Origin of the sequence: Micromonospora sp. LOL_024, from assembly GCF_048060415.1 — a bacterium.
Classification (GTDB): Bacteria; Actinomycetota; Actinomycetes; order Mycobacteriales; family Micromonosporaceae; genus Micromonospora.
Genome location: NZ_JBHMIS010000046.1, coordinates 1 through 23,605, shown reverse-complemented (window position 1 = coordinate 23,605; position 23,605 = coordinate 1). Strand labels below are relative to the sequence as shown.

At 69.2% G+C, this 23,605-nt stretch carries 21 protein-coding genes and 1 tRNA gene; 13 read left to right on the top strand and 9 right to left on the bottom strand.

The window, feature by feature from the left end:
* Positions 1-219: 219 nt before the first annotated feature.
* The gene (locus ACFHWY_RS25940; RefSeq protein WP_416582877.1) at positions 220-1,509 is read right to left on the bottom strand and encodes a hypothetical protein; all 1,290 of its coding nucleotides are present in this window, start codon (positions 1,507-1,509) and stop codon (positions 220-222) included.
* Between the two features lie 121 nt (positions 1,510-1,630).
* On the opposite strand from ACFHWY_RS25940, the gene ACFHWY_RS25935 reads away from it, so the two are divergent.
* Positions 1,631-2,317 (top strand): PASTA domain-containing protein, encoded by a 687-nt coding sequence (locus ACFHWY_RS25935; protein ID WP_416582876.1) that lies wholly within the window; start codon positions 1,631-1,633, stop codon positions 2,315-2,317.
* 98 nt (positions 2,318-2,415) lie between these two features.
* Complete coding sequence (locus ACFHWY_RS25930; RefSeq protein ID WP_416582875.1) at positions 2,416-3,192, top strand: PASTA domain-containing protein; 777 nt, start codon at positions 2,416-2,418, stop codon at positions 3,190-3,192.
* Between the two features lie 4 nt (positions 3,193-3,196).
* On the opposite strand, the gene ACFHWY_RS25925 is transcribed toward ACFHWY_RS25930, so the two are convergent.
* Together ACFHWY_RS25925 and ACFHWY_RS25920 are read right to left on the bottom strand one after the other, a co-directional pair.
* Entirely contained in the window at positions 3,197-3,652 is a 456-nt protein-coding gene (locus tag ACFHWY_RS25925; RefSeq protein WP_416582874.1) for a hypothetical protein, read from the bottom strand.
* Between the two features lie 193 nt (positions 3,653-3,845).
* Entirely contained in the window at positions 3,846-4,133 is a 288-nt protein-coding gene (locus ACFHWY_RS25920) for a hypothetical protein (RefSeq protein ID WP_416582873.1), read from the bottom strand.
* A 472-nt stretch (positions 4,134-4,605) separates the two neighbouring features.
* On the opposite strand from ACFHWY_RS25920, the gene ACFHWY_RS25915 reads away from it, so the two are divergent.
* The 3 genes from ACFHWY_RS25915 (at position 4,606) to ACFHWY_RS25905 (ending at position 6,284) form a co-directional block, all read left to right on the top strand.
* Complete coding sequence (locus tag ACFHWY_RS25915) at positions 4,606-5,481, top strand: helix-turn-helix domain-containing protein (protein WP_416582872.1); 876 nt, start codon at positions 4,606-4,608, stop codon at positions 5,479-5,481.
* A complete protein-coding gene (locus tag ACFHWY_RS25910) occupies positions 5,457-5,678 on the top strand; it encodes a DUF397 domain-containing protein (protein WP_416582871.1) in 222 nt (73 codons plus the stop codon). Before ACFHWY_RS25915 ends, ACFHWY_RS25910 begins: the two co-directional genes overlap by 25 nt.
* A 201-nt stretch (positions 5,679-5,879) precedes the next feature.
* On the top strand, positions 5,880-6,284 hold the full coding sequence (locus ACFHWY_RS25905) for a hypothetical protein (protein ID WP_416582870.1): 405 nt from the start codon (positions 5,880-5,882) through the stop codon (positions 6,282-6,284).
* On the opposite strand, the gene ACFHWY_RS25900 is transcribed toward ACFHWY_RS25905, so the two are convergent.
* Positions 6,252-6,851: a hypothetical protein gene (locus tag ACFHWY_RS25900; RefSeq protein ID WP_416582869.1), complete on the bottom strand. Its 600-nt coding sequence runs from the start codon at positions 6,849-6,851 to the stop codon at positions 6,252-6,254. The genes ACFHWY_RS25905 and ACFHWY_RS25900 overlap by 33 nt on opposite strands.
* 218 nt (positions 6,852-7,069) lie before the next feature.
* Between ACFHWY_RS25900 and ACFHWY_RS25895 the strand changes: the two genes are divergently transcribed.
* Positions 7,070-8,929, top strand: coding sequence for a S8 family peptidase (locus ACFHWY_RS25895; protein WP_416582868.1), 1,860 nt, complete (start codon positions 7,070-7,072; stop codon positions 8,927-8,929).
* Between the two features lie 58 nt (positions 8,930-8,987).
* Here the strand turns inward: ACFHWY_RS25895 and ACFHWY_RS25890 are convergent, their stop codons facing one another.
* The 3 genes from ACFHWY_RS25890 to ACFHWY_RS25880 all read right to left on the bottom strand — a co-directional run bounded on the left by ACFHWY_RS25890 (position 8,988) and on the right by ACFHWY_RS25880 (position 11,046).
* Complete coding sequence (locus ACFHWY_RS25890; protein WP_416582867.1) at positions 8,988-9,785, bottom strand: WecB/TagA/CpsF family glycosyltransferase; 798 nt, start codon at positions 9,783-9,785, stop codon at positions 8,988-8,990.
* Entirely contained in the window at positions 9,782-10,897 is a 1,116-nt protein-coding gene (locus ACFHWY_RS25885) for an NAD-dependent epimerase/dehydratase family protein (RefSeq protein ID WP_416582866.1), read from the bottom strand. The genes ACFHWY_RS25890 and ACFHWY_RS25885 overlap by 4 nt, the downstream gene beginning before the upstream one ends.
* Before the next feature lie 63 nt (positions 10,898-10,960).
* Positions 10,961-11,046, bottom strand: a tRNA-Leu gene (locus ACFHWY_RS25880).
* A gap of 226 nt (positions 11,047-11,272) precedes the next feature.
* On the opposite strand from ACFHWY_RS25880, the gene ACFHWY_RS25875 reads away from it, so the two are divergent.
* From ACFHWY_RS25875 to pknB, 7 genes are read left to right on the top strand one after another with little or no spacing between them, the layout of a single operon-like run.
* Positions 11,273-12,082, top strand: a complete 810-nt coding sequence (locus ACFHWY_RS25875) for an FhaA domain-containing protein (RefSeq protein ID WP_416582865.1) — start codon at positions 11,273-11,275, stop codon at positions 12,080-12,082.
* A gap of 6 nt (positions 12,083-12,088) precedes the next feature.
* On the top strand, positions 12,089-12,577 hold the full coding sequence (locus ACFHWY_RS25870; RefSeq protein ID WP_416582864.1) for an FHA domain-containing protein: 489 nt from the start codon (positions 12,089-12,091) through the stop codon (positions 12,575-12,577).
* On the top strand, positions 12,574-14,031 hold the full coding sequence (locus tag ACFHWY_RS25865) for a protein phosphatase 2C domain-containing protein (RefSeq protein WP_416582863.1): 1,458 nt from the start codon (positions 12,574-12,576) through the stop codon (positions 14,029-14,031). Before ACFHWY_RS25870 ends, ACFHWY_RS25865 begins: the two co-directional genes overlap by 4 nt.
* 26 nt (positions 14,032-14,057) lie before the next feature.
* The gene (locus ACFHWY_RS25860) at positions 14,058-15,548 is read left to right on the top strand and encodes an FtsW/RodA/SpoVE family cell cycle protein (RefSeq protein ID WP_416582862.1); all 1,491 of its coding nucleotides are present in this window, start codon (positions 14,058-14,060) and stop codon (positions 15,546-15,548) included.
* Entirely contained in the window at positions 15,545-17,050 is a 1,506-nt protein-coding gene (locus ACFHWY_RS25855) for a peptidoglycan D,D-transpeptidase FtsI family protein (RefSeq protein WP_416582861.1), read from the top strand. Before ACFHWY_RS25860 ends, ACFHWY_RS25855 begins: the two co-directional genes overlap by 4 nt.
* A 1-nt stretch (position 17,051) precedes the next feature.
* Positions 17,052-18,434, top strand: a complete 1,383-nt coding sequence (locus ACFHWY_RS25850) for a protein kinase domain-containing protein (RefSeq protein ID WP_416582860.1) — start codon at positions 17,052-17,054, stop codon at positions 18,432-18,434.
* Complete coding sequence (gene pknB / locus ACFHWY_RS25845; RefSeq protein WP_416582859.1) at positions 18,431-20,263, top strand: Stk1 family PASTA domain-containing Ser/Thr kinase; 1,833 nt, start codon at positions 18,431-18,433, stop codon at positions 20,261-20,263. The genes ACFHWY_RS25850 and pknB overlap by 4 nt, the downstream gene beginning before the upstream one ends.
* A 153-nt stretch (positions 20,264-20,416) precedes the next feature.
* Here pknB and ACFHWY_RS25840 read toward each other — a convergent pair whose 3' ends face one another.
* Positions 20,417-21,076, bottom strand: coding sequence for a twin-arginine translocation signal domain-containing protein (locus tag ACFHWY_RS25840; protein WP_416582858.1), 660 nt, complete (start codon positions 21,074-21,076; stop codon positions 20,417-20,419).
* A gap of 12 nt (positions 21,077-21,088) precedes the next feature.
* Positions 21,089-23,245, bottom strand: a complete 2,157-nt coding sequence (locus ACFHWY_RS25835) for a glycoside hydrolase domain-containing protein (RefSeq protein WP_416582857.1) — start codon at positions 23,243-23,245, stop codon at positions 21,089-21,091.
* Positions 23,246-23,605: the final 360 nt, after the last annotated feature.

Genomic DNA, 23,605 nt, shown 5'->3' with positions numbered 1-23,605 from the left:
GTCCGACGTGGACGTGTCGCCCTCCAACAAACGGCTACTCAAAACTGAGACAGAACACTAGATCCTGGTGCCGAGTGCCCCTCAGAGGACCGCTCTGTACGAAGATCTAGGCCGGTCCGGCCGGTGGAGGTGGCGAGCGGGCTAGTGCGGTGTCCAGGAATGTTCACCGGCCGCGCCTGGACCTCGCCGCGACGCCGCCAACGTTACCGACACCGCACTCTAGCGGCCCCGCCGTTGTTGCCGGGCGCGGCGGCTCCCGGCTTCAGGTGTCTCGTCGCCGCCGGACGACTCTACTGACAGCGACATGCCGGCGTCTCCTCCAGCTGCCGCCGGTCCTGCCGGTTTCGCTGCTGCGGGCTCCGCTACTGCCGGTTTCGGTGCGGCCCGCTTCGGTGCGGTGGATCCCGGTGCGGTGACCTTTCGGGCCTCCGGCGCCTCGCCGGCTGCTGTTCCGTCGGGCCGGTCGTCGTTCCCGACACGCTGTCGGGGTACCACCGTGGTAGCGCCAGAGCTGCTCGGCCGGCGCTGCGTGGGCCGGGCCGATCGCTGGGCGAGCGCCGTGACCAGGACGGATCCGCAGACCCCGACGATTACCGCGTACGGGGCGGTGAGGTGAGCAGACACCTGTTCCGGGCTGATCGCCGTTAGCCTCGGCACGGCGAGGAAGAACGCGACGGCGACCAGCAGCGGTCCTGCGGCACCTGAGACGGTGGCGCCGACCCGCCGGCCGTTCGCGCGGACGTCGCTGCGGGCGGCCAGTGCGCCGATCACCAACGCCGAGCCGAGCGACAGGACGGCACCGGGCCAGTAGAAGTAGTCCCGGACCCAGAACTGGTCGCTGTCCGAGCTGAGTTGCCAGATGCCGAGCTGAGCGGTGGTCAGTCCGCGACCGGCGAGCACCGAGTCGACCACGGCGATGACGGCGAGCAGCCACAGCCAACCGGCGGTGGCGATGACGTTGGTGGCCGCGGCACGGGACCGCAGCGCCCAGCCTGCCACGAGTGTCCCGATCAGCACGCCGACGGCCGCGTACCCGGCGGCCATGTCCCGGGGAGACGGCGTGTCGGGTACCACCGCGACCCGGGCCGGCACGGCGACCAGCAACACCGTGACCAGCGCGCCCAGTCCGGCCGCTACGGCCAGCGCCACTGCCCACAGCCCGCCATCGGCCTGTCGGGCGGTGACGGTCGGCGGTGCACCGGTCTGCGTGACCGGGGTGTCGGCGTCCGCTGGTGACCCGCTGGTCGCCACTCCGGCCTCGGACGGGGACGCGGCCCGACGGCGGTCGTGCAGTCGCTGGGCGCATACCGCGCCGAAAATGGTGGAGGTGGCGGCGATCCAGGTGGCCCAGATCAGGCTGGACACCCAGGCCGCCGTGCCGACGGTCGCCTCGATCGGTGCCCAGTTGAGAATGCCCAGGCCGTACCCGAAGCCCAATTGGGCGGCCCCGGCCCCGGCCGCCACACCGGCCGCGGTCGCGATCGATCCTCCCCAGCCCTGTCTGGCCATGCCCGGCAGCGTAACGTCCTGTGGTCGGTGCGGCGAGTCGTGCGCGGCATCGGCAGTCGACGGTGACAGAGAGTGCTTGGCTCCGGCGGCTAGGGTCGCCGGTGATGAGGCGGTGGGCGGTATGACGGACGGGACCAGGGGCGGGCAGCAGCCGGGACGCGGAGACTCGGCACCGAGCAGAAGCACGACGATCATCGGTGGCGGTGCCTCCGCGGTGCTGCTCGCGGTCATCGGGGCAGCCGGTGGCTGGGTGCTCGCCGGCGACCAGGAGCAGCCGGCGGCTCCACCGCCACGCGGCGCGACCGACAGTCGTACCTCCGTCGCCGAGACATCTTCGCCGCCGGGCCGGACGACTCCGGCCAGGCTGAGCAGCAGTCCCAGTCCCACCCAGGCGTCGCCGAGTGGGCTGACCGTGCCGGAGTTGGTCGGCATGGACTTCGAGGAGGCCCGTGAGGAGCTGCGGGACCGGCAGCTGGGCTGGCAGTTCGTCTTCGGCCGCGGGAGTAGTTCCAGCGTACGGAGCACCAACCCGGCCCCGGGTACGCCGGTGAGGCGCGGCGTCACGGTGGTGGTCACCGTGGCCGGGGCGGCGCCACCGAGCGAGATTCCGGACCTGGTTGGCGATTCGTGCAACGAAGCGAAGGACGAACTCGTCGAGGACGGCTTCTCGCCTCGCTATCCCACCGGCCGTTCCGGAGAGGTCATCGCGCAACAGCCGGCCGGCGGCACCATCGGACGGTGGAACGACATCGTCCAGATCTGGTGCGGCACGGGCCCGAGTGGCGACGAGAGCGCTCGTGTCCAGTGACGCGCACCCGACACGCTGATGCCGGCCGATGATCGGTGGAAGCGCTAGGTTGACCGTCGAGGGCCATGCTGCCCGCAGGCCGGCGGAGAGGACGTGCGATGAGCGACGACCGCCAGGACCCGGCCGAGCAACAGCCCGACGACCAGACCCGGCCGATATCACCGCCCGGCGGAGCGCCGGACGAGACCGCGCCGCTGAACCGGACGCCGGGCGAGACCGCGCCGCTGGGGAGCGCGTCCGGGCCGAGCGCCGCACCGGCGGAACCGACCGCCCCGTTGCCACCGGCGCAGCGATCCGGGCCGGCGTGGGCGGGCCGCGCGGAGGTGCCTGCCGTCCGGTCGGGTGCCGACCCCGGGCAGACAGACGGCGAGTGGTACCCCGAGGAACAGGCTGGTCGACCCTGGTGGCTGCCGATCGTTTGGGGCATCGTGCTGCTGCTCCTGGTTGGTCTGCTGGGTGTCGGGATCTGGCTGGCCCGCCAGGGCCTGGAAGAGGGTGGGTCGACGCCGGAATCTCCGCGACCGACGACTCCGGCCGCGACCTCCGCGTCGCCGTCGCCGTCGCCGACCACACGTTCACCCTCGCCGTCGCCGACGAGTGCCGCTCCGGTCCAGTTGCCGGTGCCGCCGCTGGTTGGGCTGTCGGAGGCCGCGGCGCGGTCGCTGCTGGATCAGCTCGCACTTGGTCACCAGGTGGAGTACCGCCCGTCGGACCAGCCGCCGGGAACCGTCATCGCCATCGACCCGGAGGCAGGTGAGCTGGTGGCGGCGGGCGACGAGATCAGGCTGGTGGTCGCCGCGGCCAGCCCGAGCCCGTCGGCGACGACCGCCGAGCCGACCAACGAGCCGACGACCACGGCGAGCCCAAGCGGTTGACCGTTCACCACATACGGCGTCTGGTCCCGACCAGCCCCAGCCCGGCCAGGGAGATTGCCAGCCCGAAGACGCCGGACCAGAACAGCGACCGGACGAGCTCTTCTCGGGTGTCTCCACCGCTGGCCCGAGCGGAGTTCTGTGCCTGCCGGTGCGGTGGTTCGTCCGAGTCGACGGGACCGCTGTGCCTGCCCGCCGGGTCGTCGGCCGCCTGATCGAACGGGCGGCCGCCCGGGGCGAAGGCGTCCCAGGTGCCGAGTGGGTCGCCCGGTTCGACGGGTTCGCTCTCCACCACGGTGATTTTCGGCGCCGGAACCGGCTCGGCGAGCCGGGTGGACGACAAGGCGGGATCGCGGACCAGCACCGCCAGGGCGGTGATGGCGCCGAGCAGCGCCAGAAGTCCGAAGGCGTGGGTGATACGGGACCGGTGGGGCTCCCGCGCGGACAGAGTGACCATGGCCATCCCAGGTTCGGGGTCCTGGACGCGCGGGGTGGAGAACTGCCGGGGTGGGCATACCGATTCTATGGTGCCGCTATGCCCCTCGAACCTTTTTCGACCTGACCAGCCCGGTGTTTGCGCACCGGGTGGAACCTCGCCGCCCGTGAGACGGCAAGGGAAGGTGGAAACAGGTCCAGCCCCGACGGCGGTTCGGCGGTCAGCTCACTCGGGACGGTGTCCGGCTGGTCGACCGGCGGGCCGAGCGCACAGTGTGCGGGCGGGGCTGCGGAGCGGCCTGCACCTGTTGCAACCCGGCCCGTTGAACGAAGACCGAACGACGGTTGACCGCGTCCCCCGCCGCGTTCAACTCGTAGCCTTCGAGCCAGAGCCAGCCGTCGTAGGTGGGCCGGTCGAGCACCCGGATCACCCGGAACAGGATGGGTTTGCGGAATTGGACACTCGCCGTGCGTGTCACGTGCAGTACGTCACCGGAGCGGGGAAGCACATGGGCTCCTGGAAGGGTCGGCCGGCGGGGAAGGCCGGCGTGGTGATCGGGGGGTTGGGGGGCTCCGGAGACGGGTTTCGTGTCCCGTGGTCCGGTTCGTGGCGTTGGCCCTGGTGCCGGTCCGCTGTTGGCGAATCCGTACCGACCGTAGTGGGCTGGCTCACCGCCCCGCCTCCACGGTATTGATCACCTGCGGAGACAGGTCGGGGACTTTCCGTGACCTGAGCCATACGGACAGAGTGCATCAGGGTCGTGCGTCATGCAAGTTGCACGTCGACTTTTGCCGATACGTGAGCGGCTCGCGCGAAACGGCGCTTGAACGTGCCACACCCGGACGGCACACTGAGTGCCGGTCTTCGCCTGCCGCGGCCGGCCGGAGATCGCAACACCCCACGCCGCGAAACGTCCGCTGAAGATGGGCGCGCCACAGGCGGGCGGCGACAGCGGCGCACCGAGACGAAGAGGTGACACCGTGAGCGAGCGGCGCAGCCCGACCATCCGGCGGCGCCGGCTCGGCGCTGAACTGCGCCGCCAGCGCGAGACAGCCGGAATCACCATCGAGGCCGTGGCGGAGCAACTGGAGTGTTCGGCGTCCAAGGTCTCGCGAATCGAGACCGGCCACACCACCGCGACTCCTCGGGATGTGCGGGACATGCTGCGGATCTACGGGGTGGTGGGCGCCGAGAGCGACGAGCTGGTGCAGATCGCCCGAGAGGCGCGGCAGAAGGGCTGGTGGCACCCCTACAGCACGGTGCTGGTGGGGGCGTACGTCGGCCTGGAGGCGGCGGCCAGCTCGATTCGCGCATACGAGCAGCAGGTCGTACCCGGACTGCTGGAGACCGAGGACTACGCCAGCGCGATGATCCGTGCGGCCCGGCCGGACTTCGATCCCGACCAGGTGCAGCAGAGAGTGCGTGTCCGACTCGGCCGTCAGTCGTTGTTGACCCAGGATGATCCGGTCGATCTGTGGGTGGTGCTCGATGAGGCGGTGTTGAGCCGTCCGGTGGGTGGGGACACGGTCATGGGCGACCAGCTCAGACGGTTGGTGGAGGTGGCCCAGCTGCCGAACGTGACGCTGCAGGTCCTGCCCTTCCAGGTGGGAGCTCACGCCGGCATGGACGGCACTTTCACGATCCTCAGCTTCCCCGAAACCGGTGATCCGGATGTCGTGTACGCGGAGAACGCCACGGGTGGGCTCTTCCTGGAGAAGAGCGACGAACTACAGAAGTACAGCTTCATCTTCGATCACATCCGAGCAGCGGCCATGCGTCCGGAGGAGTCCATCGCATACATCGCGAGAGTGGCAGAGGAGCCGTTGTGGAAGTGGCGACGCAGGGAATCCCGATGAACCTGACGCAGGCAAGCTGGTTCAAGAGCTCGAAGAGCGGACCGAACTGTGACAACTGCGTGGAGGTGGCGTACGTGACCGGGGCGGTCGGTGTCCGGGACTCGAAGGACAGGAGCGGGCCCGCCCTCGTCTTCGCCCCGGATGGTTGGCACGCCTTCGTCGCCGGCACCAGGGAAGGCGTGTTCGGCCGGGACTGACGCCCCGGGAAATGATGGTGACGGGTCCCCGGCCGGTGCGTCCGGCCGGGGGCCCGTGCTGTCCGTGCGGCCGGCCGGTCCTGCCAGCATGGCCCCGCCGGCTGCCGTCGCCACATCGTGTCCGGGTCGTTGTACCTCTCGGTACGCGCTGGTCGACATCCCCCCGACAGGGCGGGTAACCGAGCGAGGCAGGCGAGACGGATGACGAGTATCGGGTCGGAGAACCTCTCCAACGGGCCGGGTAAGCCGGAGCGGTTCGGCGGCAAGTACCGCGGTGCCCGGCGGGACACAGTATTGACCGAGGTGGTGTCGACGGATGCCGAGCACGCCGGTGGGGAGACCGCGGCGGCGACGGAGCCGCCACCGCCGCCGCTGACGCTGCCGTCGTTGGACCCGAACCCGCTGACCGAGCCGTCCTTCCCGGCTTCGGGCTGGTCGACGGTGGACGGCGGTTCGCTCGTGGATCACCCGCTGCTGCGCGGTCTGCTGCTGGAGTTGCCGCCGAAGGGCAGCGTGCCACCTCCCGGCTGGCTGGACCGCTGGTTCGAGGCGACCCGGGCGATCCTGGAACTGCTATACGTGCAGGGCGCCGGCCGGACGCGCTGAGGCTGCCCGTTCCGGCCTGGCCCGTTCGGCGAGCCGGTTGTGACGCAGCGCAAGGCGTACGCCGATCACCGTGACTACCAGCGCCCCGACTGTGATCGTGGGCCCGGCCACCTCCGGTCCAAGGAAGCGGCTGGCTCCGCTTGCCATGATCAGGGCCGGTACCAGGGCCAGCGCGGTCACCTGCAAGGGTAGCCCGATCAACGGGTGTGCGGCGGCGGCGCGCAACCCGTGCGGGGCCGGTGTCCGTGGCGCGGCGGCCAGCGCGCCGGCTCCGGCCCGGAGCCGGCGGAGCCGGCGCACCGTGCAGGTCGCCACCACAAGTGCCGGGACGGCGGCGAGTGTGAGCCCGCCGGTGGCCCGGTCCGCCAAGGTTTCGCCGACCGAGGCCAGTCCGGAGATCGGCAGAGCCACCGTGAGGCCGAGCCCGGTGAGAGTCAGCGCGAGCAGCCAGCCGCAGTGGCGGCGCAACCCGAGGGCGTGGGTCATCCGCGGCAACCTGTCCGCGAGGTAACCGGCGACCCACCAGATGACGGCGACCGGAAGCAGGAGGGCGAGATGACTCTGCATGTCCATCAGCGTTGCCCGACTCCGGCCACGGCGAATCCGGCCCTACCCCCCGTTCGTCCCGTACCCGCCCCCGTAGGGGGCATCCTGCGAGTGTCATGAGGAATCCGGCATGTCTATCTCTCCGCTACCAGCCAACTACTCTCACCTCGATCGGCATTCATCGATCAATCTGCCACGAGCAGGTGGACGATCGATGTCGCTCGGAGGGAGGTAGGAAGATGGCTCTTCCACACAGGTCCGTGCTCGTCGGGCTGGCAGCGTTGGCCATGGTGGCGGCGGCTACGCCAGCCATGGCGGCCGAGCCGGTCGGCACCGTCCGCAGCGCCGGTGGGGCAACCGCCGTCGAAAGCAGCTACATCATCGTGTTCAAGGACAGCGAGGTCAGCCGCGCCACCGTCGGCTCCGCCGTGGACCGGCTGTTGCGCCGGCACGGCGGTGCCACGGCACGCACGTACAGCTCGGCCATCCGGGGCGCCGAGATGCGCGTCAGCGCCCGGGCCGCGGCGCGGATCGCGGCAGACCCCGCCGTCGCGTACGTCGAGCAGAACCACGTCGTCTCCGTCGCGGGCACCCAGACGAACCCCCCGTCGTGGGGCCTGGACCGGATCGATCAGCGGAACCTGCCGTTGAACAACTCCTACACGTACCCCAACACGGCCACGAACGTGACCTCCTACGTCATCGACACCGGCATCCGGATCACCCACTCGGACTTCGGCGGCCGGGCGACCTGGGGCACCAACGCGGTCGACTCCAACAACACCGACTGCAACGGTCACGGCACGCACGTCGCCGGCACCGTCGGTGGCTCGGCGTACGGGGTTGCCAAGGCCACCCGGCTGGTGGCGGTGAAGGTGCTCAACTGCGCCGGCAGCGGCACCAATGCGGGCGTCATCGCCGGCGTCGACTGGGTCACCACCAACGCGGTGAAGCCGGCCGTGGCCAACATGAGCCTCGGTGGCGGAGCCAGCAGCGCGCTCGACAACGCGGTAGCCAACTCGATCAACTCCGGAGTGACGTACGCCCTGGCTGCGGGCAACAGCAACGCCAACGCCTGCTACACGTCGCCGGCCCGGACCCCGGCGGCCATCACGGTCGGCGCGACGACCAGCACCGACGCGCGGGCCTCGTACTCCAACTACGGCAACTGCCTGGACATCTTCGCGCCGGGCTCCTCCATCACCGCGCCGTGGATGACCAACGACACCTCCACCAACACCATCAGCGGTACCTCGATGGCTTCGCCACACGTGGCCGGTGCCGCCGCCCTGGTGCTCTCCGCGAACCCGTCCTGGAGCCCGCAGCTGGTCCGTGACCACCTGGTCGACAACGCCACCAACAACGTGGTGACCAGCCCGGGCACCGGATCGCCCAACAAGCTGCTCTACGTTGTCAACGGCGACACCCCGCCGCCGGCCAACGACTTCTCGGTCTCGGTGTCGCCGACCTCCGGCTCCACCGCGCCCACCGGCTCGGTGACCGCGACCGTCGCCACCGCCACCACCAACAGGTCCGCCCAGCCGGTCAGCCTTTCGGCCAGCGGCCTGCCGTCCGGGGCGACCGCCTCGTTCAGCCCGGCCACCGTCACCTCGGGCGGATCGTCGACGCTGACCATCGGCACCTCGGCCAGCACGCCGGCCGGCACGTACACCGTGACCGTCACCGGCACCGCGGCCTCCGGGACGAAGACCGCCACGTACACGTTGACGGTGACCGGCAGCGGCAATGGTGGCTGCTCCGGGACCAACGGCACCGACGTGGCGATCCCGGACTCCAGTTCGGCCGTGACCAGCTCGATCACGATCTCCGGCTGCAACCGGAACGCCTCGTCGGCGTCGACCGTCGCGGTGAACATCGTGCACACCTACCGTGGCGACCTGGTCATCGACCTGCTCGCTGCCGACGGATCGTCCTACCGGCTGAAGAACAGCAGCATCTTCGACGGCACGGACAACGTGAACGCCACGTACACGGTGAACCTGTCCAGCGAGGCGGCGAACGGCACCTGGCGCCTACAGGTGCGCGACGTCTACGGCGGTGACATCGGATACATCAACACCTGGACGCTGAGCCTCTGACGTCCCGACACGGCGCCGGCCCCTGGCATGACGCCAGGGGCCGGGTCACGTTGTCCGGTCAGACCGCGAAACCGGTCGGGCGCTCGGCGGCCGGCGCGGGCGGCCTCGCCTTCCACAGCCCGGTCTTCTGTGCGAACAACCGGCCCAGGTACGCCGGGTTGAGGATCACGTAGCGCCGCCACAGCCGCTTCGGCTCCAGCCCGAGCCGCCAGAACCACTCAAGCCCGGCGCGTTGCATCCACGGCGGCGGCTGACGTAGCAGCCCGGCGTGGTAGTCGAAGGCGGCGCCGACTGCCATCAGCGGCATGTCCAGCAGCGGACGCATCGCGTACGCGAAGATCTCCTGGCGGGGGCAGCCCAGCCCGACCAGGACCAGCCGGGCACCGCTGGCCTTGATCCGGTCGGCGATCTCGACGTCCTCGCCCGGCTGCACGGCCCGGAACTTCGACGGCTCGATCCCGGCGATCTTCAGCGCCGGGAACATCCGCTCCAGCTCCGGAATCAGCCGGGCCAGGGTCTCCTCGGTCGAGCCGTACAGGTAGACCGGCAGGCCCTCGTCGGCGAAGCGGGAGAGCACGTGCAGGGTCAGCAGCGGCCCGTAGACCCGGTCGGTGAGGCCGGCACCGTGCAGCAGGTTCAGCGCCCAGCGCACCGGTTGACCGTCCGGAGTCACCACGTCGAAGGAGTTGAGCCGGGCGTTGTGCGGCCGGTCCAGCACCCCGGTCATCACACCGTGCACGGCCAGCGCGGTCAGCGCCAGCGGTCGCCGGTCCTGGGCGGCGGCCACCACCCGCTCGGTCGCGTGGGCGTAGTCGGTGGCGTCGACCAGGACGCCGAGGACGTTCTTCTTGGTCATGCTCCGGGCACCCACTTGTCCACGTTGGCCTCGTAGATCTCGCGCATGATCATGGGTATGTCATAGACCTGTTTCCAGCCCGGATAGTCGGCCTGGAACGCCTCGTTGGAGCCGATCCACCACTTGTGGTCGCCGATCCGGTTGGCCTCGACGTACTCGGAGATCATTTCCTGCCCGGTGATTCGCTCGGCCACGGCGAACGCCTCGCGCATGGAGGTGTTCGAGTGCCGGCCGCCGCCGAGGTTGTACACGGCGGCCGAGCGCGGGTCGCGGAAGAACGCCTCGAACGCGGAGACCACGTCCGAGCTGTGGATGGCGTCCCGCACCTGCCTGCCCTGGTATCCGAAGATCTTGTATGTGCGGCGCTCCATGTTGGCGCGCATCACGTACCCGAGGAAGCCGTGCAGCTCGGTCGCCGAGTGGGCCGGTCCGGTGAGCGTCCCGCCCCGGAAGCAGGCCGTTCGCATGCCGAAGTAGCGGCCGTACTCCTGCACCATGATGTCCGCCGCGACCTTCGAGGCGCCGAAAATCGAGTGCAGGCAGGCGTCGATCGACATGTCCTCGCGGATGCCCTGCTCGTACGGGTGGCCCGGCTCGATCTCCCAGCGGGTCGCCAACTCGACCAGGGGCAGGCTGTTCGGGCGGTCGCCGTACACCTTGTTGGTCGAACAGTGGATGACCGGCGCCTCCGCGCAGTGTTCCCGGACGCTCTGCAGGACGTTCAGGGTGCCGGCGGCGTTCACGTCGAAGTCGGTGAACGGGTCGCGTACCGCCCAGTCGTGCGAGGGCTGCGCGGCGGTGTGGATCACCACTGCCACGTCCCGGCCGTACCGCGCGAAGAGCGCGCCGAGCGCCGCCCGGTCCCGGATGTCGATGCTGTGGTGCGAGTACGCCTCACCCAGTTCGTCGGTCAGCCGGCGGACGTTCCACGCGGTGGACGCCTCCGCGCCGAAGAACTCCTGCCGCATGTCGTTGTCGATGCCGACCACGTCGAGACCGAGGCCGGCGAAGTGCCGGACCGCCTCGGAGCCGATCAGCCCGCCCGACCCGGTCACGAATGCGACACTCACATGCCACTCCTGGTACGTCGGAGTCAGAAACCATCGGAGCATAGCGTGACATCCGGCACGCCCCGATACGGAGCGAGGGCTCCGCGATCGCGGAGCCCTCGGCTGTGGTGGGGAAGGGGGGAGTTGAACCCCCACGCCCTTTCGGGCACACGGACCTGAACCGTGCGCGTCTGCCATTCCGCCACTTCCCCGTGGCCTGACCTCGGACAACGTGACCCAGGCCGACGCCGCTGTCGCCAGCGGGACTCGGCCATGTTACGTGGTCCCGGTCCTCGCCGCGAATGGCTTTCACTGCACGCAGCGGTTACCGTTCGTGGCGGACGAAAGAGTAGCACGACGATCCGGAGCCGTCCGAGCGGGCGGTGGCCTGCCGGCCGAGCGGCGTGTGAGCTGCGTGCGCTCTGGGCGGATACCATCATGTCCTCGGGACCCGAGGAGGAGCCGGTGAGCGTGCTGCAACGCTTCGAGAAGCGTCTGGAAGGCCTCGTAGAAGGGGCCTTCGCCAAGGTCTTCAAGGGTGTGGTGCACCCGGTGGAGATCCTCAACGCCATGCAGCGGGAGGCTGAGGCGCACAAGGCCATTCTGGCCGGTGGGCGCACGTTGGTGCCCAACCGCTACGTGATCGATCTCTCGCCGTATGACCACAGTCGGCTGGCGCCGTACGCTGCCGCGCTGGCCCAGGAGTTGGCCCAGTCGCAGGCGGAGTTCATCGGCGAGCAGGCGTGGACGGTCTACGGGGACGTGATCGTCGAGATCGAGCGCGGTGAAGGACTGGACACGGGCATGTTCCGTGTCACCGCCGAGGTCTACACCGGTGGCGACGTCGCCCCGGTCTCCGCGCCCGGCTATGACGCCGGCCCGTCCGGCTATGACGCCGGCCCGCCCGCCTACCCGGCCTATGACCAGGGCGGCGGCTACGGCCCGCCGCCGAGTCAGGGCGGAACGCGCAACGTGCGGCTGGTCTCCGGTGACGGCCGCACCTATCCGCTGCAGATGGGCTCGACCGTGATCGGTCGTGGGGACCAGGCCAACCTGCGCCTGCCGGACGTCGGCATCTCCCGGCGACACGCCCGGCTGGACTTCGACGGTGGGCAGGTCGTGCTGACCGATCTCGGTTCGACCAACGGCACCATGGTCAACGGTCAGCGGGTCTCCGCCGTGGCGCTGAACCCCGGTGACATGGTCCAGCTCGGCACGACCACCCTGACCTTCCGCGTGGACGGCTGATCCGCCTTGCCGGAACTCGTCATCACCGTCGCGCGGTTCGGGTTTCTCGTCCTGCTGTGGATCTTCGTGTTCACGGTGGTCGGCGTCATCCGGCGGGACCTCTTCGCGGGGGCCCGCTCGGGCCGGCTGGTGGCCGCACCCCGGACGGTGGGTGCGTCGACCGGTCAGGCGACGGCGAAGCCGGCGAAGGTGAAGCGGGGCCGGGCGGCGCACCAACTGGTGGTGACCGCCGGCCAGTTGGCCGGCACCCGGATCACTCTGGGTGAGGCGCAGATCACGATCGGTCGTGCCGAGGACTCCACTCTCGTCATCACCGACGACTATGCCTCCGCGCGACACGCCCGACTCATGCCGCGTGACGGGCAATGGTTCGTCGAGGACCTCGGTTCGACTAACGGGACGTACCTGGATCGCGCTAAGGTCACCGGACCGACCCCCGTACCCCTCGGCGTGCCGATCCGAATCGGCCGCACCTCTCTCGAATTACGGCCATGACTCTGACCCTGCGCTATGCGGCCCACAGCGACCGCGGTCTGATCCGAGACGGAAACCAGGATTCCGTCTACGCCGGGCCGCGGCTACTCGCCGTCGCCGACGGCATGGGCGGCATGGCCGCCGGTGACGTCGCCAGCAACATTGTCATCGGTGCCATGGCGCCGTTGGACGAGGACGTCCCCGGTGACGCCCTGGTCGACGCGCTCCGCTCCGCCGTGAGCACCGCCAACCAGCAACTCCGCGAGACCGTGGAAGCCAACCCGCAACTGGAGGGGATGGGCACCACGCTGACCGCGACCCTCTTCTCCGGCAGCAAGCTGGGCATGGTCCACATCGGCGACTCGCGGGCCTACCTGCTGCGCGACGGAGAGTTCGCGCAGGTCACCAAGGACGACACCTACGTCCAGATGCTCGTCGACGAGGGCCGGATCAGCCCGGAGGAGGCGAGCAGTCACCCCCAGCGCTCGCTGCTCACCCGGGCTCTCGACGGCCGCGACATCGACCCGGAGTACTCGGTCCGGCAGGTCCTCACCGGTGACCGTTACCTGATCTGTTCCGACGGACTGTCCGGCGTGGTCAGCGCGGAGACCATCGACGAGACCATGCGCGAGTACGCCGATCCGCAGCAGTGCGTCGAACGGCTCGTCGCGCTCGCGCTCCGCGGTGGTGGGCCCGACAACATCACGGTGATCATCGCCGACGCGACCGACCGTGACATCGTCGAGGCGGCTCCGATCGTCGGCGGTGCGGCAGCCCGGGACCGGGGCATGGCCACCTCGGCGGACGTCTCCACGCCGGCTGCCCGCGCCTCGGCGCTCTCGGCCCCCCGACCCTCCGTCCCTGAGGATTCCGTCGCGAACGCCGACGAGCCGGAGGCGCGTCGGCGCCCGCTGCGTGCGCTGGCGATGGCGACCGCCTTGGTGGTCATCGTCGGCGGCGGTGTGTTCGCCGGGTGGAGCTACACCCAGCGGCAGTACTACGTCGGCGCGACGGAAGACGGCCAGGTCGCCGTGTTCCGCGGGATCCAGGGCCAGATCGCCGGAATGGATCTCTCCAGCCTGCACTCGGAGAGCACCGCCCAGCTGGACGATCTCACCCTTGCCGCACAGGAGCAGGTCAAGCAGGGCATCCCGGCCAAGAGCGAGCCGGACGCGGAACGGCGGTTGGCGGAGCTGACGATGGACAGCCCGACCAACGTGAACCTCAAGCCGCTCTGCCCGCCTCCGGCGAGCCCGTCCCCCTCGGCGGACTTGTCCTCACCGACGCCGAGTGTTCCGGCCGGCTCGCCAAGCAAGGTGGGCAGCGCATCGCAGGCCACCTCGGTGGCCCCGACGTTGACCGGCACTCCCAACGGCACCACGGCGGGCGCCGCACCGGACAGCACACCCGACGCCCCGCCCGTCGACACCTTCTCGCCCACGGTCGATCCGGCGGCCTGCCGGTCGCCCGAGTAGGCACCGGCTCCGACCCGAGGACGATCGTGACCGCAGCGGCCACTCCGGCAACCTCTCCCGCGAACGCGGGCGAGCGACCCGGCGTACGCCTGGCCCGGTCCCGGCGCAACGCCGAGTTGTCGCTGCTGCTGCTGGCGATGGCGCTGGTCGCCGCGTACGGGGCGATGGTCGAGGCGAACGTGCTCGACACGATCACCCCGGGCTTCTGGGTACCGGCCGCGGCGCTCACCGCGGTGTTCCTCGGCATGCACCTGGTGATCCGCTTCCTGGCACCGTTCGCCGATCCGGCCCTGCTGCCCGCGGTGGCCCTGCTCAACGGCCTCGGCGTTGGCTTCCTGCATCGGCTCGACCTGGCCAGGGCAGCGCCGGAGGATCGGGCCGGCCTGGCAACCTTCGCCGGTGTCGGTGGTCGTCAGTTGGCCTGGACGCTGATCTCGGTGATCCTGGCCGCCGCGCTGCTGGCCCTGATGCGCGACCACCGGTCGATCTCCCGGTACGCGTACACCCTGGGGCTGGCCGGCATCGTGCTGGTCATGCTCCCGGCGGTGCTGCCGGCAAGCATCTCCGAGATCAACGGTGCGAAGCTGTGGGTACGCATCGGCAGCTTCTCCATCCAGCCCGGCGAGTTCGCGAAGCTCGCTCTGCTGGTCTTCTTCGCCTACTACCTGGTCCGCAAGCGTGAGGTGCTGTCGCTGGCCAGCCACCGTTTCCTCGGCATCGACTTCCCGCGCGGTCGCGACCTCGGCCCGGTGCTCGTCGTCTGGGCGATCAGCCTGCTGGTCCTGGTCTTCGAGAAGGACCTCGGCACCTCGCTGCTCTACTTCGGCATGTTCGTGGCGACGGTCTACATCGCCACCGAGCGGGTCAGTTGGCTGCTGATCGGCCTGGTCCTCTTCTTCGGCGGCGCCTACCTCGCGTACGTGCTCGGCGACGCGGTCGGTGGGCCGTTCGCGAACTTCTACCTGCGGGCGCAGATCTGGCTCGACCCGTTCGACAAGCCCTACGACGACGGCTACCAGTTGGTGCAGGGGCTACTCGCGCTCGGCACTGGCGGCATGTTCGGCACCGGACCGGGCGGTGGTCAGCCGCTGCTGCTCCCCGAGGTGCAGAACGACTTCATTTTCGCCGGGCTCGGCGAGGAGATCGGCCTCTTCGGCCTCTCCGCGCTGCTGGTGATCTACCTGCTGATCGTGGAGCGCGGCCTGCGGGCCGCCCTGGCGGTGCGGGACTCGTTCGGCAAGCTGCTCGCCGGTGGTCTGGCGTTCACCCTCGCCCTCCAGGTCTTCGTGATCGTCGGTGGGATCAGCGGGCTCATCCCGCTCACCGGACAGACCACGCCCTTCCTCTCCGCCGGTGGCTCCTCGCTGATGGCCAACTGGCTGCTCATCGCGGTGTTGCTGCGGGTCTCCGACGCCGGCCGCCGACCGGTGACCGGCGTCGGAGGCAAGGTCAACCGGCCCGCCGGAGGTCCGCCCGAGCACTTACACGGCGCTCCCACGGAGGTGATCAAACCGTGAACGCGCCGCTGCGTCGGGTAGGTGTGGTCGTCATCGTCCTGTTCGGCCTGCTCTTCGCGAACCTGAACCGGATCCAGGCGTACAAGGCCGACGAGTACCGCACCAGCGACTACAACGGTCGGGTCCAGGTCGCCAAGTACGACCGTAAGCGCGGCAACATCGAGGCTGGCGGCACGGCCGTGGCGGTCAGCAAGGAGACCGACGGCGAGCTGAAGTACCTGCGCAGTTACCCGGGCGATGCCAAGTACGCCCACGTGCTCGGCTACGAGCCGGTCAACGGAGCCGCGACCGGCCTGGAGCGCTCCGAGAACGACTTCCTCGCCGGCACCAGCGACCAGCTCATCGTCAACCGGCTGCGGGACATGGTCACCGGCGATCGCACCGCCGGCGGCAACGTGCTGCTCACTCTCTCGGGCCGAGCGCAGGACACCGCGTACGACGAACTGCGCAACAACAAGCGCGGGGCGTCCAAGGGCGCGGCGATCGCCGTCGATCCGCGCACCGGGGCGGTGCAGGCCCTGGTCTCCATGCCCAGCTTCGACCCGAACACGCTGGCCAGCCACGACACCGGCGAGGCGAGCGCCGAGTACAACAAGCTCGAACAGGACGCGGGACGGCCGCTGCGGAACCGGGCACTCGCCGAGGTGCTGCCCCCGGGCTCCACCTTCAAGATCGTGGTGGCCGCCGCGGCGCTGGAGAACGGCATCGGCAAGGACACGAACATCCCGGCCGGAGCGAGCTACACCCCGCCCACCTCGGGTGAGGCGATCACCAACGCGGTGCCGTCGATCTGCCCGCAGTCCCAGGTCACCCTGATGAAGGCGGTCACCGACTCCTGTAACACCGGGTTCGCCAAGCTCGGCGTGCAGCTCGGCCCGGACGTGATCAAGGAGAAGGCCCGGCAGTTCGGGTTCGAGCAGGAGGACCTGACGGTCGGCCGGCTCGGCGAGGGTGGCCATGCGGTGGAGGCCAGCCGTACCGGCACCATGGAGAACCCCGAAGGTGGGGCCGACCCGGCGGCGCTGGCGCAGTCCTCCATCGGGCAGCGCGACGTGCGGATGACGCCGCTGGAGGGGGCCATGATCGCCGCCGCGGTGGCCAACAACGGCAGCCAGATGCGACCGTACCTGGTCCGGCAGCTGCTGGCGCCAGACCGCACCACCGTCTACGACACGGCGGACCCGCGCGAGCTGCGCCGGCCGATCAGTGGCCAGGTCGCCGCCGACCTGCGGGACATGATGGTCAGCGTGGTCGAGAACGGCACCGGCCGCAACGCGCGGATCAGCGGCTACACGGTCGGCGGCAAGACCGGCACCGCCCAGTCCGCGCCCGACCGGGCCGACCACGGCTGGTTCATCGGCTTCGCGCTCGACTCCGGCGGCAACCCGATCTCGGCTGTCTGCGTCGTCCTGGAGGAGGCCGGCAGCGGCGGCAGCGCCGAGGCCGCCCGGATCGCCGGGCAGATCATGCGGGCCGCCATCGCCGAGCCCGGGGGGCGCTGACATGCTGAGCCCCGGGGTGCAGCTCGGTAACCGCTACCGGCTCGACGAGCGGATCGCCAGCGGAGGCATGGGCGACGTCTGGCGCGGCACCGACCAGGTGTTGGGCCGTACGGTGGCGGTCAAGAGTTTGCTCCCGGCGTTGCTCGACGAACCTGGATTCGCCGAACGGTTCCGGGGTGAGGCCCGCACCATGGCCACGATCAACCATCCGGGCGTGGTCGACGTATACGACTTCGGCAACGACCAGCAGATCGCCTTCCTGGTGATGGAGTACGTCGAGGGCGATCCGCTCTCGGCCACGCTGAGCCGAGTGGGGCGGCTCACCACGGCGCGGACGATGGCACTGGTCGCCCAGGCCGCCGACGCGCTGCACGCCGCCCACGTGAAGGGCATCGTGCATCGGGACGTCAAGCCCGGCAACCTGCTGGTACGCCCCAATGGCACGCTGGTGCTCACCGATTTCGGCATCGCCCGCTCCGATCTCGTCGGGCAGCTCACCGCGGCCGGGTCGGTGCTCGGCACCGCGTCGTACATCTCCCCCGAGCAGGCCACCGGCCAGGTCGCCACCCCCGCCTCCGACGTCTACGCCCTGGGTGTGGTCGCGTACCAGTGCCTAGCCGGGCGGCGGCCCTTCGAGGGCGACAACCCCCTGGACATCGCGATGCGGCACGTCCGGGAGACGCCGAGGCCGCTGCCGTCTGACATCCCGCCTGAGGTCCGCGCGCTGGTGGAGCGGGCGTTGGCCAAGGATCCGAAGGGCCGCTGGCCGAGTGCCGCCACGCTGGCCGCCGCGTCGCGGCAGTTGAAGACCGGGCTGTCCCGGCAGGCCCGGGCGGGCGGTCAGGCCACCCCGATCTCCGCCGCGCCGGCATCGCCGGCACCGGGCCGCGCGCAGGTGCCGACGTCGCAGCCGCCGCGTCCTGCGGTGGCGCAGCACTCCCCGGCCGCGCCCTATCCACCGCCGGCAGGGCATCGACCACCACCGAGCTACCCGCAGGTCCGTTCCACGACGGCAGCACCGCATCATTCGACGGTCGCGCCGACGGCGGGGGGCTACCCGCGTGGTGCGGCCACCGTCTCGCCGGGGTACCCGCCACCACCCGGACCGTCACAGCTCGCACCTCGGCGATCACGTTCCGGAATGGTGATCCTGGCCATCCTGCTGGGCGCACTGGTACTCATCTGCTCCGGCGTGGTTTCCTACCAACTGCGGACCAATTTCGGTGCCGGTGCGCCCGGTGAGGCTTCCGTGCAATCAGTGAACTCGGACGGGCTGCGGTCCGACGGGCGAGACGATCCGGCCGGTAGCGCGTACCGTCGACTGGATCAACCGCGACCGGGCGGCGACGAGACGACGACGAGCGAAGGACGACAGACGCGATGACAGCGCAGGCCCGCCTGCTCGGCGGCCGGTACCAGGTCGGCGAGTTGCTCGGCTACGGCGGTATGGCCGAGGTGCATCGCGGTCGTGACCTGCGACTCGGCCGGGACGTCGCGATCAAGATGCTGCGGGCGGACCTGGCCCGGGACGCCACCTTCCAGATGCGCTTCCGGCGGGAGGCGCAGAACGCCGCCTCGCTCAACCACCCGGCCATCGTCGCCGTCTACGACACCGGCGAGGAGCAGGCGCCGACCGGCGAGACGCTCCCGTTCATCGTGATGGAGTTCGTCAACGGGCGCACCCTGAAGGAGTTGCTTGGCGTCGAGGGCCGGTTGCAGCCCCGTCGGGCGCTGGAGATCTCCGCCGACATCTGCGCCGCGCTGGACTTCAGCCACCGGCACGGCATCATCCACCGTGACATCAAGCCCGGCAACGTGATGCTCACCCAGACCGGCCAGGTCAAGGTGATGGACTTCGGCATCGCCCGCGCGCTGGCCAGCGGTGCCACCACGATGACGCAGACCAGCGCGGTTATCGGAACGGCACAGTATCTCTCCCCCGAGCAGGCGCGCGGCGAGGCGGTAGACGCCCGCTCCGACGTGTACGCCGCCGGCTGTGTCCTTTTCGAACTGCTCTGCGGCAACCCGCCGTTCGTCGGTGACAGCCCGGTAAGCGTCGCGTATCAGCACGTTCGGGAGGCGCCGCCGACGCCGAGCGACATCAACCCGGACGTGAACCCGGCGGTCGACGCGATCGTGCTGAAGGCGCTGTCGAAGAATGCGCTCAACCGTTACCAGAGCGCCGGCGAGATGCGGGCAGACGTACTCCGAGCGGCGGCCGGCCGGCCGGTGATGGCGACCCCGGTCATGCGCGAGGACGAGACGGTGGCGATGGCCGGGGCCGGCGGACCGGGCTACCCGTCCGCCGGGGGGACCCAGACCCGGCAGATTCCCGCACGGGTGGGTGACCCGCGCCAACGCAGGGCATCGTCCTGGCTGATCGCGATGTTCGCCGCGCTCGGTGTGCTGGCGGTGATCGCCCTGGTCGCCGCCTTGCTGCTGAACCAGCGGGAACCCGACGAGACCGCGGTGCCGACGGTCACCGGACTGAGTCAGGCGGATGCGTTCGTCCAGATTGAGCGGGACGGCCTGGTGCCGGCGCTGGGTGAGCCGGAGTTCACCTCGGACTGTCGTGAGGGCACGGTCACCCGCCAAGTCCCGGCCGCCGGTGACCGAGCGGCACCGAACAGCACGGTGACCGTGCGGATCTGCGGCGGCAAGCCCGAGGTGGCCATCCCGAAGGGCCTCATCGGGAGCACCGAGGAGAGCGCCCGGACCTTGCTTGAGGAACGTAACCTGACGGTCCAGATCGAGCGGATCAACGACGCGGCGACCGAGGGGCAGGTGCTCAAGGTCGAGCCGGGCGAGGGCGAGAAGGTTGCGGAGGGTACCGAGGTGACCCTCACTGTCTCCAAGGGAAACGTCGTGCCGGTCCCGTCCGTGGTGGGCCAGACCGAGGCGGAGGCGAAGCGCACCCTGGAGGGCGCGGGTTTCAGGACCAGTGTCGAGGACGGCCCGGAGGTCTCCGCCGACCAGGCCGGCCGGGTGGTCGACCAGAGCCCGAACGCCAACACGCCCCGCGCCAAGGGCGAGACGGTGAAGATTGTGGTTTCGGTGGAGAAGGAGGAAGAGGAGGAGCCGGATCCGACGACCCCGCCGCCGTCGACCGGTCCCCCCACCACCCCGCCGCCTGACGACGACGGCGGCGGCGGCGGCGGCAGCGGCGGTGCGGACGTACTGCCGACCTTCCCGCCGTTCCGCCTCACCAGTTAGTGACTGGGAGGGTTCGACGATAGCCGCACGATATCTCGTCTTTGCGGTCGAAGCAGTTGGCGCACGTAGAAGAGCTTGACCTGTACGAGTCGCTACAGGCTGGCCGCCATGACCCAAGCCATGGCGGCCGACCTTGTACCGGATGTGACGATCTCAGCGTGGACGTGGCATCCTTCGCGCCCTGTCGCGGCGTGCGGACGTCGCCGGGTCCGCGACCGCGCCTGCGGTCTGCTCGCTGAGATTGGTCTGCTCGCTGGCGTCCAGCCGAGCGCTGACGCGGGCAAGTGCCTTGTCGCCGGGGCGGGCGACGAGTTGGAAGTGCGACGCCTTCGCCGGTCTGAGATCGCCGCCCCAGATGACCGTGCCCTCGCAGTCGACCAGGATGTCCCGCACGATCGCCTCGTGGTGCGGCCAAAGCCGTTCGCTGCCGCCAGCGGGGTAGGCGGTGGGGTGCAGGGCCATGGCGGTGCCGGACAAATAGTTTGACTCGAAGTCAGCCTGCACCGTACGGCGGGTGGTGTAGCCGACGATCCCGCCGCCCTCGCCGGTGTCGAGTGGGGCGATCTCGTAGTGCCAGCGGCGCGCGACGTGCAGCAGTACTGCTGCGGCGCCTTGGCGCAGCGCCACCGATGCGCCGGATCCTTCGACGCGATAGGTGGAGATGGCGGTGGGGGTGATCTGCCAGCCGTTGGCGGACACCGTGCGTGTCCACTTTCCAGCGCCCTTGCCGGCTCCCTGGGCCGGGCTGTGGGGCACGAGGGCCAGCACGCCGGCGCCTGCCGCGGCGCCGAGGAAGCTTCGTCTGTTGATCATCAGTATCCCTCACTACTCGCTGACGAGGCTGGAAACGCCGGGGTCGGAGTCGTCTCGCCAGACGTTGTGATCCAGGCCCCAGCCCGGCTGGAACAGGTACTCCCTGATCTGGTTGAACGACCAGTTCTCCGGTAGCGGGAACCCGAGGTTTCCGGAGAAGCCCCAGGACATGCCGGAGACGAACGACCACCGAACACCGACCTCGTGTGAGACGCGGCTGCACACGTTGCGGGATCCGTAGACGCCGCAGATGTAGCGGTCTCCCAACTCCGCGAGCCCGGCCTTCACGCCCTGGAAGTACGGCTTGATGCTGCTGTCGATGTCGACGTCCAGTGCGTCGTAGTCGACCGCGAAGTAGATGCAGGTGCCGGCGGGGATGCGATAGTCGACAGCCTTCTGATGGGCGATCTTGCCTTGGTCGTACCCCTTCTCGTAGGTGAAGTTGAAGAGCTGGGTGCCGTTGTACTGGAAGATCGGATAGAACCGCAGCCCGGCGTCCAGGATGATCTGTGGTTCATGCGGCTTGAGAGCTTTGCCGCGGTACCCGTCATCGCCGGGGTTGAGGTGCTCGTCGAGGTACCGGCCGACGATCCGGTAGCCGGCGGCCATGAGTTGTGCGCCGCGCGTTGCGGTGATCTCGGTGATGCAGTCACACCCGGTCGCCGGTCGATCTACGTCTCCGGAGGAGACCAGCAGTTGGGCCCAGGTGGTGTAGTCGTTGGTGCCGGTGACCGGGATCTGCGAGAACCCTTGAAATGCGCGTACCCAGGCCAGGTGGGTGGTGGTCGCGGTGTCGGTGTTGATGTCGTCGGGGCGGTACATCAGTGGTATCTGGGGGTCGCCCGGCAACATCGTAGGCGAGTTGAAGTAGCAGGCCGAGCGGAACAGGTATCTCAGGTTGCCGCTGAGCGGGCCGGAACCGACCCCCCGCAACCCGGCCTGCGTACCCGGACCGAAGTATCCGTTTATCGAGTTCAGGGCGATGCCTATTTCGTACTGGATCGCCATCATGAAGCCCTGTTGGACGTCTCGCGAATAGATGCCGTCGCAGGGGACCAGAGCCATTGCCGGGATGCCGATGCCTGCGACGTAGTGGGAGTTGAGCCGCTTCTGGACGTTCTGGATGTTGATGTCGCCGCGTGGCACGAGACGGAACTGGTCCATACGCATCAGCGCCTTGGCGATGTGCGGCCACATCGCGTTCTCGCTTTGGTTGGCATACGTAAGCCCGGCATCGCTGTAGAGTCGCTCAAGTGCGATCTGTGAGTCAACACCCCAGTCGTCGTATGTGGTGGAGGCCCAGTAGCCCTTGCAGAACAGGGCGCTGTTGTATATGCGGATAATGTTTGCGTTCGTCTCCTGGCTCGGCTGCCTGTTTCGCGTCTTCACGGCGTTGAAGGTGCCGGGACCGAAATTCTGAACCGTCGGTGAGATGCCAAGTTCGTGCTGAAGCGCCTGGGTGAGCGACAGCACCGTGGACCACCCGGTGCGCCCGAATTGGGGGCACGAAATGTATCCGGGCGCGTTTTTGTAGGTGGCGTTCACCCACTTCTGAGCCGCATAGACGTGGATGTCGGCGAAGCCTGTCCAAGGTGCCGCCGGGTCGATGGTGGAGCCGGGTTGCGCGTACATGTGGAGTGTTCCCGGACAATCGGTGCTGTATCCGTAGGAGTGGGGGAAGATCCTGTTGCCGGTCGTCCGCGGCGCTTCCTCCCGCAGGTGCTGGATGAGCAGTCGGTACGATCGCAGCATGGCTTCGGTGGGCATCTGCTGTCCGCGTAGGAGGGCGCAGATGGAATAGAATCCCGCGTTGCGACCGAAGCCGTCAATGGGCGGAGCCGTTCCGAAGTTCGCTTCGCCGCGCTCGTACCCCCGGCCCTCATAGATGGTGCCGTGCGGGCAGATGAGGAAGTTGTACCAGATGTCTTTGTTGTCTTCCAGTTCAGCGTAGTGATTCTTGTAAACTTCGGCGATATCTCTGCGGCAGTCCTCTTCCGTGCTGTAGTCGCCATGCCACGGCCATTCGCCGCCACGGTAGTGGATGAAGACCCCGCCCGCCGGATCCCATGCATGGTCCGGATTTGGCAGCGGTGGCGACGTGGCGTGCGCTTGCAGATTATCCGGAGCATAGATTCCCCAGGTCGAACGCTTCTGAATAGTGACGAGCATTGCTCCTCGTTTCACCCGACAGGTCGATTTGGTAGGGGCGCAAATCGCGTTGCTAATCTCCGCCAACCAGGTGATTAAGGCTGATCTGGCGTAGACTGCAAAGACCGCCGAGAAGCTCCCCGTTTGCCGCCTGATGTCGTGGCCACGACAAATAATCCATCGGCTCGATGCGGACTCCCGGGCCGATGAAAAGAGGATAGGACATCGATAGCAGTTTTGTGGCCCCCCATCCCGGACATTTCACTCACCTGTTGACCCGTCGTCAATCGGTTCCGTGGTCAGGGGCGTCACCCGTCACCTCAGGGTCTTTGCGTTGTCGATGTGCGGGGCTGTGAGCTGGGCTGACGTGTCGATTGGGGT